The 13,570-nt window shown below is 65.2% G+C and carries 11 protein-coding genes; all 11 read left to right on the forward strand.

Annotation, left to right across the window (positions count from 1 at the left end):
- The first annotated feature begins 2 nt into the window (after positions 1-2).
- The gene (nuoF, locus tag FBZ93_RS09835) at positions 3-1,328 is read left to right on the forward strand and encodes an NADH-quinone oxidoreductase subunit NuoF (protein ID WP_146985697.1); all 1,326 of its coding nucleotides are present in this window, start codon (positions 3-5) and stop codon (positions 1,326-1,328) included.
- A 9-nt stretch (positions 1,329-1,337) separates the two neighbouring features.
- The gene (gene nuoG / locus FBZ93_RS09840) at positions 1,338-3,413 is read left to right on the forward strand and encodes an NADH-quinone oxidoreductase subunit NuoG (protein WP_146985698.1); all 2,076 of its coding nucleotides are present in this window, start codon (positions 1,338-1,340) and stop codon (positions 3,411-3,413) included.
- Positions 3,414-3,423: 10 nt separating this feature from the next.
- Complete coding sequence (gene nuoH, locus FBZ93_RS09845; protein ID WP_146985699.1) at positions 3,424-4,494, forward strand: NADH-quinone oxidoreductase subunit NuoH; 1,071 nt, start codon at positions 3,424-3,426, stop codon at positions 4,492-4,494.
- A gap of 7 nt (positions 4,495-4,501) precedes the next feature.
- Entirely contained in the window at positions 4,502-4,996 is a 495-nt protein-coding gene (gene nuoI / locus FBZ93_RS09850; protein WP_018271854.1) for an NADH-quinone oxidoreductase subunit NuoI, read from the forward strand.
- A gap of 9 nt (positions 4,997-5,005) precedes the next feature.
- Complete coding sequence (locus FBZ93_RS09855; RefSeq protein WP_050423874.1) at positions 5,006-5,644, forward strand: NADH-quinone oxidoreductase subunit J; 639 nt, start codon at positions 5,006-5,008, stop codon at positions 5,642-5,644.
- Positions 5,641-5,949: an NADH-quinone oxidoreductase subunit NuoK gene (gene nuoK, locus FBZ93_RS09860; protein WP_146985700.1), complete on the forward strand. Its 309-nt coding sequence runs from the start codon at positions 5,641-5,643 to the stop codon at positions 5,947-5,949. The genes FBZ93_RS09855 and nuoK overlap by 4 nt, the downstream gene beginning before the upstream one ends.
- 7 nt (positions 5,950-5,956) lie before the next feature.
- Positions 5,957-8,029 carry an NADH-quinone oxidoreductase subunit L gene (gene nuoL / locus FBZ93_RS09865; RefSeq protein WP_146985701.1) on the forward strand — a complete coding sequence of 691 codons (2,073 nt, stop codon included), beginning with the start codon at positions 5,957-5,959 and terminating at the stop codon, positions 8,027-8,029.
- On the forward strand, positions 8,030-9,544 hold the full coding sequence (locus tag FBZ93_RS09870; RefSeq protein WP_146985702.1) for an NADH-quinone oxidoreductase subunit M: 1,515 nt from the start codon (positions 8,030-8,032) through the stop codon (positions 9,542-9,544).
- An 11-nt stretch (positions 9,545-9,555) separates the two neighbouring features.
- Positions 9,556-10,992, forward strand: a complete 1,437-nt coding sequence (gene nuoN, locus FBZ93_RS09875; protein ID WP_146985703.1) for an NADH-quinone oxidoreductase subunit NuoN — start codon at positions 9,556-9,558, stop codon at positions 10,990-10,992.
- A gap of 61 nt (positions 10,993-11,053) precedes the next feature.
- The gene (locus FBZ93_RS09880; RefSeq protein WP_146985704.1) at positions 11,054-11,860 is read left to right on the forward strand and encodes a biotin--[acetyl-CoA-carboxylase] ligase; all 807 of its coding nucleotides are present in this window, start codon (positions 11,054-11,056) and stop codon (positions 11,858-11,860) included.
- Positions 11,860-13,530: a ribonuclease J gene (locus FBZ93_RS09885; protein ID WP_146985705.1), complete on the forward strand. Its 1,671-nt coding sequence runs from the start codon at positions 11,860-11,862 to the stop codon at positions 13,528-13,530. The genes FBZ93_RS09880 and FBZ93_RS09885 overlap by 1 nt, the downstream gene beginning before the upstream one ends.
- Positions 13,531-13,570 lie beyond the last annotated feature (40 nt).

The following is a 13,570-nucleotide window of genomic DNA, read 5'->3' on the forward strand; positions in this document are numbered from 1 at the left end:
GCATGCTCGACGACAAGGACCGCATCTTCAAGAACCTCTACGGCCTCCATGATTGGGGCCTCGAGGGCGCGCGCCGCCGAGGCGCCTGGGATGGCACCAAGGGGATCATCGACAAGGGCCGCGACTGGATCATCAACGAGATGAAGGCCTCCGGCCTGCGCGGCCGCGGCGGCGCCGGTTTTCCGACCGGCATGAAGTGGTCCTTCATGCCGAAGGAATCTAAGGACGGCCGTCCGAGCTACCTCGTCGTCAATGCGGACGAATCCGAGCCCGGCACCTGCAAGGACCGCGAGATCATGCGGCACGATCCGCATCTTTTGGTCGAGGGCTGCCTGCTCGCGAGCTTCGCGATGGGCGCGCATGCCTGCTACGTCTATATCCGCGGAGAGTTCATCCGCGAGCGCGAGCGGCTGCAGGCCGCGATCGACCAGGCCTATGAGGCCAAGCTGGTCGGCAAGGACAACGTCAATGGCTGGCCGTTCGACATCTACGTCGCGCACGGCGCCGGCGCCTATATCTGTGGCGAGGAAACCGCGCTGCTCGAGAGCCTCGAAGGCAAGAAGGGCCAGCCGCGGCTGAAGCCGCCGTTCCCGGCCAATGTCGGCCTCTATGGCTGCCCGACCACCGTCAACAACGTCGAGTCGATCGCGGTCGCGCCCGATATCCTGCGCCGCGGCGCCGCCTGGTTCGCCGGCATCGGCCGTCCGAACAATGTCGGCACCAAGCTGTTCTGCATCTCCGGTCACGTCGAGCGGCCCTGCAACGTCGAAGAGGCGATGGGGATTCCGTTCCGCGAGCTGATCGAGAAGCACTGCGGCGGCATCCGCGGCGGCTGGGACAATCTGAAGGCCGTGATCCCCGGCGGCTCGTCGGTGCGCATGGTGCCCGCCGAGCAGATCATCGACACGCCGATGGATTTCGACAGCTTGAGCAAGCTGCGCTCCGGCCTCGGCACTGCCGCCGTGATCGTGATGGACAAGTCGACCGACCTGATCCGGGCGATCGCGCGCATCTCCTATTTCTACAAGCATGAGAGCTGCGGCCAGTGCACGCCGTGCCGCGAGGGCACCGGGTGGATGTGGCGCGTGCTGACCCGCATGGCCGACGGCCGCGCCCACAAGCGCGAGATCGACATGCTGCTCGAGGTCACCAAGCAGGTCGAGGGTCACACGATCTGTGCGCTCGGCGACGCCGCGGCGTGGCCGATCCAGGGTCTGATTGCGCACTTCCGTCACGAGATCGAAGAGCGCATCGATCAGTATTCGCACAAGGCCGATCTCGACGATCAGGGCGTTCGTGATCCCGTCCACATGGTCGCGGCGGAGTAGAGAAGAGACATGAGCAAGATCATCGTCGATGGCAAAGAGATCGATGTGCCGCCGGAGTACACGCTGCTGCAGGCGTGCGAGGCGGCGGGCGCCGAGATTCCGCGCTTCTGCTATCACGAGCGGCTGTCGATCGCCGGCAATTGCCGGATGTGCCTGGTCGAGGTGAAGGGCGGCCCGAAGCCGGTCGCGAGCTGCGCCTGGGCCGTGCGCGATTGCCGTCCGGGCCCGAAGGGCGAGCCGCCGGAGATCTCGACCCGTTCGCCGATGGTGAAGAAGGCGCGCGAAGGCGTGATGGAGTTCCTGCTGATCAACCATCCGCTGGACTGCCCGATCTGCGATCAGGGCGGTGAGTGCGACCTGCAGGACCAGGCGATGGGTTACGGCGTCGACACCAGCCGTTTCGCCGAGAACAAGCGCGCGGTCGAGGACAAGTATCTCGGCGCGCTGGTCAAGACCTCGATGAACCGCTGCATCCAGTGCACGCGCTGCGTCCGCTTCTCCGCTGAAGTCTGCGGCGCCCCCGAAATGGGTGCGACCGGCCGCGGCGAGGACATGGAGATCACCACCTATCTCGAGCATGCGCTGAGCTCGGAGCTGCAGGGCAATCTCGTCGATATCTGCCCGGTCGGTGCGCTGACCTCGAAGCCTTATGCGTTTGCGGCGCGGCCCTGGGAGCTCGGCAAGACGCAGTCGGTCGACGTCATGGACGGCGTCGGATCGGCGATCCGCGTCGACACCCGCGGCCGCGAGGTGATGCGCATCCTGCCGCGCATCAACGAGGCCGTGAACGAGGAGTGGATCTCCGACAAGACCCGCCACGTCGTCGACGGCCTGCGCACCCAGCGCCTCGACCGTCCCTATGTGCGCGAGAACGGCCAGCTCAAGCCTGCGACCTGGCAGGAAGCCTTTGCCGCCATCGCCGCCAAGGCCGGCCGCACCGACGGCAAGCGGATCGGTGCCATCGCCGGCGATCTCGCCGCGGTCGATGAAATGTATGCGCTGAAGGAGCTGCTCGCGAAGTTCGGCTCGGTCAATCTGGCCGTGCAGGGCGGCGACGCGTTCGACGCCAAGGCCGGCCGCGGGTCCTACATCTTCAACCCGACCATTGCCGGTATCGACCAGGCCGACGCGATCCTGATCATCGGCTCGCATCCGCGCAAGGAGGCCGCCGTGCTGAATGCGCGGATCCGCAAGCGCTGGCGCACCGGCGGCCTCAAGGTCGGCATGATCGGCGCCAAGTCCGATTTCACCTACGACCACGAATATCTCGGCGCGGGCACCGACACGCTCGCCGATCTCGCCGCCGGCAAGCACTCGTTTGCCGACGTGCTCAAGAACGCACAGCACCCGATCATCCTGGTCGGCGCCGGCGCCTACACCAGGCATGACGGCGCCGCGGTGCTGGCGCAGGCCGCCAAGCTCGCCGTCGATGTCGGCGCGCTGAAGGACGGCTGGAACGGCTTTGCCGTGTTGCAGGATACCGCCTCGCGCGCCGGCGCGCTCGATATCGGTTTCTCGCCTTCGGCCGGCGGCCTGACCACCGCGCAGATGACCACCTTCGGCACGCTCGATGTGCTGTTCCTGCTCGGTGCCGACGAGATCAAGGCGCCGGACGGCACCTTCGTGGTCTATATCGGCACCCATGGCGACCACGGCGCGCACCGCGCCGACGTGATCCTGCCGGGCGCGGCCTATACCGAGAAGTCCGGCATCTACGTCAACACCGAGGGCCGGGCGCAGATCGCCAACCGCGCCGCGTTCCCGCCGGGCGAAGCCCGCGAGGACTGGGCGATCATCCGCGCGCTGTCCGACGTGCTCGGCAAGAAGCTGCCGTTCGATTCGCTGCAGGCGCTGCGCCAGGCGATGTTCAACACCTCGCCGCATCTGATGCGGCTCGACCAGATCGAGGCCGGCAAGGCCGAGGACGTCAAGGCGCTGGCGGGCAAGGGCGGTGCCGTCGACAAGGCGGCCTTCAGGCCGACCGTCGAGGATTTCTATCTGACCAACCCGATCGCGCGGGCCTCTGCCGTGATGGCGGAATGCTCGCGGCTGGCGTCGGGCCGAATGCTGACGGCAGCGGAGTGAGCGTGACCTGATGGCTGAATTCTTCGCAAGCTCGTTCTGGACCGGCTTCCTCTGGCCGCTGATCATCATGGTCGCGGAGAGCCTGTTGCTGCTCGTCGTGCTGCTGATCGCGATCGCCTACATCCTGCTCGCCGACCGCAAGATCTGGGCGGCGGTGCAGATCCGCCGCGGTCCCAACGTGGTCGGCCCGTTCGGCTTGCTGCAATCCTTCGCCGACCTGTTGAAGTTCGTGCTGAAGGAGCCGGTGATTCCGTCCGGCTCCAACAAGGGCGTGTTCCTGCTGGCGCCGCTGGTGTCGTGCATCCTGGCGCTGGCCGCCTGGGCCGTGATCCCGTTCGATCTCGGCTGGGTGATCTCCGACATCAATGTCGGCATTCTCTACATCTTCGCGATTTCGTCGCTGTCGATCTACGGCATCATCATGGCCGGCTGGTCGTCGAACTCGAAGTACCCGTTCCTGGCGGCGCTGCGCTCGGCGGCGCAGATGGTGTCCTACGAGGTCTCGATCGGCTTCGTCATCATCACCGTGCTGCTCTGCGTCGGATCGCTGAACCTCTCGGCGGTGGTCGAAGCGCAGAACACCCGCGGGCTCGCGCACCTGATCGGTCTGCCGCAGCTCACCATCCTGAACTGGTATGTGTGGCCGCTGTTCCCGATGTTCGTGGTGTTCTACGTCTCGTCGCTGGCGGAAACCAACCGTCCGCCGTTCGACCTGGTCGAAGCCGAATCCGAGCTGGTCGCGGGCTTCATGACCGAATACGGCTCGACCCCGTATCTGCTGTTCATGCTCGGCGAGTATGTCGCGATCACCACGATGTGCGCGCTGGCGTCGATCCTGTTCCTGGGCGGCTGGCTGCCGCCGGTCAATCTGCCGCCGTTCACCTGGATCCCGGGCATCGTCTGGTTCGCCCTGAAGGTGTTCTTCATGTTCTTCATGTTCGCGATGGCGAAGGCGATCGTGCCGCGCTACCGCTACGATCAACTGATGCGGCTCGGCTGGAAGGTGTTCCTGCCGCTGTCGCTGGCGATGGTGGTGATCGTGGCCGGCGTGCTGCAGTTCGCCGGCATCGCGCCGAAGTGAGGCCGTCATGAGTGTCAATGTCAACGCAACAGCCCGCTCGCTTCTGCTCTCGGAATTCGTCTCGGCGTTCTTCCTGGCGATGCGGTATTTCTTCCAGCCGAAGCCGACGCTGAACTATCCGTTCGAGAAGGGACCGATCTCGCCGCGCTTCCGTGGCGAGCATGCGCTGCGCCGCTATCCGAACGGCGAAGAGCGCTGCATCGCCTGCAAGCTGTGCGAGGCGATCTGCCCGGCGCAGGCGATCACCATCGAGGCCGGTCCGCGCCGCAACGACGGCACCCGCCGCACGGTGCGTTACGACATCGACATGGTGAAGTGCATCTATTGCGGCCTGTGCCAGGAGGCATGCCCGGTCGACGCCATCGTCGAGGGACCGAATTTCGAATTCGCGACCGAGACCCGCGAGGAACTCTACTATGACAAGGCGAAGCTGCTCGCCAATGGCGACCGCTGGGAGCGCGAGATTGCGAAATCGATCGCGCTCGACGCGCCGTACCGGTGAGGTGAGGGCATGATCCTTCCGGCGCTGTTCTTCTATCTGTTTGCCGCGGTCTGCGTGGCCTCGGCGGTCATGGTGATTGTCTCGCGCAATCCCGTGCACTCCGTGCTGTTCCTGATCCTGGCCTTCGTCAACGCGGCCGGGCTGTTCATCCTGATGGGCGCCGAGTTCCTCGGGATGATGCTGATCGTGGTCTATGTCGGCGCGGTCGCGGTGCTGTTCCTGTTCGTGATCATGATGCTCGACGTCGACTTCGTCGAGCTCCGCGAAGGCTTCATCCAGTATCTGCCGATCGGCATCGTGATCGGCGGCATCTTCCTGTTCGAGCTGCTGCTGGTGGTCGGCGCCTGGGTGATCAACCCGCAGGTGACCAAGACGATCACCGCGGCTATTCCGACCAATGTCACCAACACCGAGGCGCTCGGCCTCGTGCTCTATACGAAGTACATCCATTACTTCCAGCTCGCCGGCATGGTGTTGCTGGTCGCGATGATCGGCGCCATCGTGCTGACGCTGCGCCACAAGGCCAACGTCAAGCGGCAGAACATCAACGTGCAGAACGCGCGCACGCCCGAGATGGCGATGGCGATGCGCAAGGTGGCGTCGGGGCAGGGCCTGCAGGACGCCGATGCGGCGGAGTGGGTGAAATGACGATTGGGCTGGGGCACTATCTCGCGATCGCCGCGATCCTGTTCACGCTCGGGATCCTCGGCATCTTCCTCAACCGCAAGAACATCATCGTCATCCTGATGTCGATCGAGCTGATCCTGCTGTCGGTCAACATCAACCTGGTGGCGTTCTCGACCTTCCTCGGCGACATCGTCGGCCAGGTGTTCGCGCTGCTGGTGCTGACGGTGGCCGCCGCTGAGGCCGCGATCGGCCTTGCCGTGCTGGTGGTGTATTTCCGCAACCGCGGTTCGATCGCGGTTGAAGACGTCAATCTGATGAAGGGCTAGAGCAGTCATGGTTCAGGCAATCGTTTTCCTGCCGCTGCTCGGCGCCATCCTTGCGGGAATTATCTCGCTGGTTGGCGCGCATGCGCGCTGCCCGAGCGGCGATACCGTCGACCATCACGACGATGCGCATGGCGACGCCCATGCCTCCGCGGCCCACGACGACCACGGCCATGACGATCATGGCCATGACGACCACCACGTCTCCGAGCCGGCGGCCGCAGGCTCCCGGCTGGCCGAACTGATCACCACGGGCCTCTTGTTCGTTTCGGCGGCGCTGTCCTGGTTCACGCTGGTCGATGTCGGCTTCATGCACCATGACGCCCGCGTCGTGCTGCTGCCCTGGATCACCTCGGGCGATCTGCAGGTGGCCTGGACGCTGCGAGTCGACACCCTGACCGCCGTGATGCTGGTCGTGGTCAACACGGTGTCCGCGCTCGTCCACCTCTATTCCATCGGCTACATGGACGAGGATCCGAACCGGCCGCGCTTCTTCGGCTATCTCTCGCTGTTCACCTTCGCGATGCTGATGCTGGTGACCTCGGACAACCTCGTGCAGCTGTTCTTCGGCTGGGAGGGCGTCGGTCTCGCCAGCTACCTCCTGATCGGGTTCTGGTACCAGAAGCCGTCGGCCAATGCGGCGGCGATCAAGGCCTTCGTGGTCAACCGCGTCGGCGACTTCGGCTTCGCGCTCGGCATCTTCGCGATCTTCGCGCTGGTCGGCTCGACCGATTTCGAGACCATCTTCCACGCCGCGCCGGGGCTGACCGGCAAGACCACCGACTTCTTCGGCTGGCAGGTGAATGCGCTGACACTGACCTGCCTGCTGCTGTTCATGGGCGCGATGGGCAAGTCGGCCCAGTTCCTGCTGCACACCTGGTTGCCGGACGCCATGGAAGGCCCGACCCCGGTGTCGGCGCTGATCCACGCCGCGACCATGGTCACCGCCGGTGTCTTCATGGTGGCCCGGCTGTCGCCGCTGTTCGAGCTGTCGCCGACCGCGCAGGCGGTGGTGATGTTCTTCGGCGCGACCACGGCGTTCTTCGCCGCCACGATCGGCTTGGTGCAGAACGACATCAAGCGCATCGTCGCGTACTCGACCTGTTCGCAGCTCGGCTACATGTTCGTCGCGATGGGAGCAGGGGCCTATTCGGTCGGCATGTTCCATCTGTTCACGCACGCCTTCTTCAAGGCGTTGCTGTTCTTAGGGTCAGGCTCGGTGATCTACGCGATGCACCACGAGCAGGACATCCGCAACATGGGCGGCCTGTGGCGCAAGATCCCGTACACCTTCGCGGTGATGTGTATCGGCACCCTGGCGCTGACCGGCTTCCCGCTGTTCGCCGGCTACTTCTCCAAGGACGCGATCATCGAGTCGGCCTACGCCGCGCACAATCCGTTCGCGACCTATGCCTATCTGCTGACGATCGTGGCCGCCGGCCTGACCTCGTTCTACTCCTGGCGTCTGATCTTCAAGACGTTCTTCGGCGAGCCGCACGACCAGAAGCACTACGAGGCCGCGCATGAGAGCCCGGTCTGGATGCTGGTGCCGATCGGCGTGCTTGCCGCCGGCTCGATCCTGGCCGGGCTGCCGTTCAAGGAAGTGTTCGCCAGCCCGCATGGCGTCGAGGAGTTCTTCCGCGAATCCGTGAAGATGAACCCGCACATCCTCGAGGACATGGAGCACATGCCGAGCTGGCTCGCGCCGCTGCCCACCGTGATGATGGCGCTCGGCCTGTTCGTCTCGTATTTGTTCTACATCCGCAGGCCGTATCTGCCGGTCGAGCTCGCGAACCAGCAGCCGATGCTCTACCAGTTCCTACTCAACAAATGGTACTTCGACGAGCTGTACGACTGGATCTTCGTGCGGCCGGCGAAGTGGCTTGGCTACACGCTCTGGAAGAAGGGCGACGGCTTCATCATCGACGGCTTTGGTCCCGATGGCGTCTCAGCCCGCGTGCTCGACGTCACCCGCAATGTCGTGAAATTGCAGACCGGCTACCTCTATCACTACGCATTCGCGATGCTGATCGGGGCGGCCGGATTGATCACCTGGTTCATGTTCGGCTTGGGAGGCCAGTAAATGACAACCTGGCCCATCCTTTCGGTCACGACCTTCCTGCCGGCGGTCGGCGCGATCCTGGTCTATCTCCTGGCCCGAGGCGGCGACGAGAGCGCCAACCGCACGGCGCGCTGGATCGCGCTGTGGACCACGCTGATCACCTTCGCGGTGTCGCTGATCCTGGTGGCGCGCTTCGACCCGGCCTCGACCGACTTCCAGTTCGTCGAGAAGGCGTCCTGGCTCGCCACCGGCATCACCTACCACATGGGCGTCGACGGCATCTCGCTGCCGCTGCTCATCTTGACCACCGCGATCATGCCGCTCTGCATCATCGCGAGCTGGCGGTCGGTGACGCAGCGCGTCGGCGAATACATGATGGCGTTCCTGATCCTGGAAACGCTCATGATCGGCACCTTCTCGGCGCTCGACCTCGTGCTGTTCTACCTGTTCTTCGAGGGCGGCCTGATCCCGATGTTCCTGATCATCGGCGTCTGGGGCGGTCCGCGCCGGGTCTACGCGTCGTTCAAGTTCTTCCTCTATACGTTCCTCGGCTCGGTGCTGATGCTGCTCGCCATCATGGCGCTGTACTGGAACGCCGGCACCACCGACATCCCGACCCTGATGCACACTGCGGTGCCGCGCGGCATGCAGACCTGGGCGTGGATCGCCTTCTTCGCCTCGTTCGCGGTGAAGATGCCGATGTGGCCGGTACACACTTGGTTGCCTGACGCGCATGTCGAGGCGCCGACGGCGGGCTCGGTGATCCTGGCCGCGATCCTCTTGAAGATGGGCGGCTACGGCTTCCTGCGCTTCTCGCTGCCCATGTTCCCGCTGGCCAGCCACGACTTCGCGCCGTTCGTGTTCACGCTGTCCGTCATCGCCATCATCTACACCTCGCTGGTGGCGATGATGCAGGAGGACATGAAGAAGCTGATCGCGTACTCCTCGGTCGCGCATATGGGCTTCGTCACCATGGGCATCTTCGCGGTGACCACCCAGGGAGTCGCCGGCGGCATGTTCCAGATGGTCTCGCACGGCATCGTCTCCGGCGCGCTGTTCCTCTGCGTCGGCATCGTCTACGACCGCATGCACACCCGCGAGATCGCGGCCTATGGCGGCCTCGTCAACCGGATGCCGCTCTACGCGATGACCTTCATGGTCTTCACCATGGCCAATGTCGGTCTGCCGGGCACAAGCGGATTCGTCGGCGAGTTCATGACGCTGCTCGGCACCTTCAAGATCTCGCTGCCGACGGCGTTTTTCGCCACCACGGGCGTGATCCTGTCGGCCTGTTACGCGCTCTGGCTCTACCGCAAGGTGGTGTTCGGCGCGCTGGTCAAGCCGTCCTTGATGTCGATCAAGGATCTCACCTTCCGCGAATGCGTGACGCTGTTCCCGCTGATCGCGCTGACCATCCTGTTCGGCGTCTATCCGAAGCCGGTGCTCGACATGTCGGCGGCCTCGGTGCAGCAACTCGTCAATAATTACCAAACCGCCGTGACTGCCGTGAAGGCAGCCGCGCTGGTTACGCAGTAAGGCCTTAGCCCATGAGCTTTTCCAGTGCAGGTTATCAGTTGCAGCCGGTGCTGCCGGAGCTGGTGCTCGCGGTCGGCGCAATGGTGCTGTTGATGATCGGAGCCTATCGCGGGCAGGGGACGACGCGCTTCGTCACCACGCTCGCGGTGCTGCTGCTGGTCGTAACCGGCGTGCTGGAGCTCTGGCTGCCGGCCGGTAAGCTCGTGACCTTCGGCGGCAGCTTCATCGTCGACGACTTCGCCCGCTTCCTGAAGGTCCTTGCCCTGATCGCGTCGGCGGTGACGCTGATCCTGTCGACCGAATATCTGTCCCAGCCGTCGAGCCGCACCTTCGAGTTCTCGATCCTGGTGCTGTTGTCGACGCTCGGCATGATGGTGCTGATCTCGGCCGGCGACCTGATTTCGCTCTATCTTGGCCTCGAGCTGATGAGCCTTGCGCTCTATGTCGTCGCTGCCAGCCAGCGCGACAATGCCAAGTCGAGCGAAGCCGGCCTGAAGTACTTCGTGCTCGGCGCGCTGTCGTCGGGCATGCTGCTCTACGGCGCCTCGCTGATCTACGGCTTCACCGGCACGGTGAGCTTCGCCGGCATCGCGGCGGCGGCCACCACCGGCAGCATCGGCATCGTGTTCGGCCTGGTGTTCCTGCTCGCCGGCCTCTGCTTCAAGGTCTCGGCGGTGCCGTTCCACATGTGGACGCCCGACGTCTATGAGGGCGCGCCGACGCCGGTGACGGCGTTCTTCGCGTCCGCCCCAAAGGTCGCGGCGCTCGCCGTGTTCACCCGTGCGACGCTGACCGCGTTCCCGGGCATCGTCACCCAGTGGCAGCAGATCCTGGTCTTCGTGGCGATCGCCTCGATGGCGCTGGGCTCGTTCGCCGCGATCGGCCAGACCAACATCAAGCGCCTGATGGCCTATTCCTCGATCGGCCATATGGGCTTCGCCCTGGTCGGCCTCGCCTCCGGCACGGTCGAGGGCGCGCAGGGCGTCTTGATCTACATCGCGATCTATGTCGCGATGACGCTCGGCTCCTTCAGCATCATCCTGGCGATGAAGCGCAATGGCCAGCCGCTGGAGCAGATCAGCGATTTCGCCGGCCTGTCCCGCACCAACCCGCTGATCGCCTTCATCTTCGCGATGCTGCTGTTCTCGCTGGCCGGCGTCCCGCCGCTCGCCGGCTTCTTCGGCAAGTGGTACGTGTTCGTCGCCGCGATCAAGGCCAACCTGTTCACGCTCGCGGTGATCGGCGTGCTGACCAGCGTGGTGGGCGCGTTCTACTATCTGTCGATCGTCAAGGTGATGTATTTCGACCAGCCGCTCGGCAAGCTCGACCCGGTCCGCGTCGAGCTGCGCACCGTGCTGGCGGTCGCAGGCATCTTCAACATCTTCTTCTTCGCCTATCCGGGCCCGCTGGTGAGCGTGGCGACGGCGGCGGCGAAATCGCTATTTTGACGCGCGAGGTTCCGAAAACAGGACGCTGGCTTTCGGAACGGATCATGCGCATAGATTCGATATGACCTTCACGCTCGGACCCCGGGCCATCGCGGCGGGCCATAGGCTCGCCGCCTTCGACCAGATCGGCTCGACCAATGCCGAGGCGATGCTGCGCGCCCGCGACGGCGAGCAAGGGCCGATGTGGTTCGTGACGCCGGAGCAGACCGCAGGCCGCGGCCGGCGCCAGCGGGTCTGGGTCGCGCCGCGCGGCAATCTCGCCAGCACAATCCTCGAAGTGACGGGCGTTCAGCCGGCGATCGCAGCAACGCTCGGCTTCGCCGCCGGGCTGTCGCTTGAGGCCGCGCTGCAGAAAGTCAGCATCGAGGCGGCGCTGCGGCTTGGTCCTGATAGCCCGAAGTTCACCCTGAAATGGCCGAACGACGTGCTCGCCGACGGCAAGAAGCTGTCGGGCATCCTGCTCGAGGCCGAGGCCATTGGAAACGGGCTGGCGGTCGTCGTCGGCATCGGCACCAATGTCATCGCCGCGCCCGAGGGAACGCCGACGCCGGCTGTCTCGCTCGCCGCGCTCGGTATCCAGATCGGCGCGGAGGAGCTGTTCACCGCGCTGTCCGACGCCTGGGTCGAGTTTCGCGGCATCTGGGACGACGGCCGCGGCTTTCCTGAGATCCGCAGGCTGTGGCTGGAGCGTGCTGCCGGGCTCGGCGAGAAGGTCGCGGTCCAGACCGGCTCGGCGACCCTCGAAGGCATCTTTGATACGATCGACGATACCGGCTGCCTGATCGTCCGCACTGCCGATGGACAGCGCATGCCCGTGACGGCCGGCGAGGTCTATTTCGGCACCGCGGCCTCGGTGAGGGCGAACTGATGGCGCGACCCGACGAGCTCACCTTTGCACCGCTCGGCGGCGTCGGCGAGATCGGCATGAATTTGTCGATCTACGGCCTCGGCAACCGCCACCAGCGCTCGTTCCTCGCGGTCGATCTCGGCGTCTCCTTCGGCGACGAGGAGCATCTGCCGGGCATCGACCTGATCATGCCTGATGTCCGCTTCCTGGAGAAGGAGCGCAACAACCTGATGGGCCTCGTGCTGACGCACGCCCATGAGGACCATTTCGGCGCGATCATCGACCTCTGGCCGAAGCTCGGCTGCAAGATCTACGCGACGCAGTTCTCCGCGGCGCTGTTCGAGGCCAAATGCGCCGCCGAGCGCAATCCGCCGAAAATCCCGGTCACCGTGATCCCGTCGGGCGGCCGGGTCGATATCGGCCCGTTCAATGTCGAGTTCATTCCGGTCGCGCATTCGATTCCGGAATCGCACGCGCTGGCGATCAAGACCGATATCGGCACCGTGCTGCACACCGGCGACTGGAAGATCGACCCGACCCCGATCATTGGCCAGCCGACCGACGAGCGGCGGCTGCGCGAGCTCGGCGACGAAGGCGTGCTGGCGCTGGTCGGCGATTCCACCAACGCGGTGCGCGACGGGCGCTCGCCCTCCGAGACCGAGGTTGCCGCCACGATCAAGAAGCTGGTCAAGGCGGCCAAGGGCCGGGTCGCGGTCACGACCTTCGCCTCCAACGTCGCCCGGGTGAGGGCGGTGGCGGATGCTGCCAACGCCGCCGATCGCGAGGTCGTGGTGGTCGGCCGCGCCATGGAGCGCGTGGTGCAGGTCGCACGCGAATGCGGCTATCTCGACGGCTCGCACAAATTCCGCAGCACCGACTATTATGGACATTTTCCGCCTGACAAGGTGCTGGCGCTGTGCACTGGCAGCCAGGGCGAACCCCGCGCGGCGCTGGCCCGGATCGCCAACAACGATCATCCGCAGGTGACGCTGAACAAGGGCGACACCGTGATCTTCTCCTCCCGCACCATTCCCGGCAACGAGAAGGCGGTCGGCGGCATCATCAACGGGCTGGTGACGCAGGGCGTCGAGATCATCACCGACCGCGAGCATCTGGTGCACGTCTCCGGCCATCCGCGGCGCGACGAACTGCGCGACATGATCTCCTGGGTGCGGCCGCAGCTCCTCATCCCGGTGCATGGCGAGGCGCTGCATCTTGCCGAACACGCCAAGCTGGCGCGCGCCGCGGGCGTCCCCAAGGTCCTGACCTGCCGCAATGGCGACCTCGTCAAGCTCGGGCCCGGCGAGTCCGGCATCATCGGCGAAGTGCCGGCGGGCCGGCTCTACAAGGACGGCACCATCCTGGAGGATTCCAAGTCGCGCGCCGTGGTCGAGCGGCGGCGGATGGGCTTTGCCGGCTGCGCGTTCGTCGCCATCGCCATGACCCAGCAGGGCGAGCTCGTCGACGATCCCGAGGTTGATCTCGTCGGCATGCCGGAGAACAATGCCGCGGGCGAGCTGCTCGACGACATCGTGTTCGACGTGGTGGTCTCGACGATCGAGGGCTTGCCGAAGCCGCGGCGGCGCGATCCGGACGCGCTCGGGGAATCGGTGCGCCGGGCGGTGCGGGCCGCGTTGAACGAGCAATGGGGCAAGAAGCCGATCTGCGTCGTGCACGTACTGACGGTTTGACGCGCGGTTTCGAAACGCGCGCAACGACACAAGGGAGAAA

The organism is Bradyrhizobium macuxiense, from assembly GCF_007993935.1.
Taxonomy (GTDB): Bacteria; Pseudomonadota; Alphaproteobacteria; order Rhizobiales; family Xanthobacteraceae; genus Bradyrhizobium; species Bradyrhizobium macuxiense_A.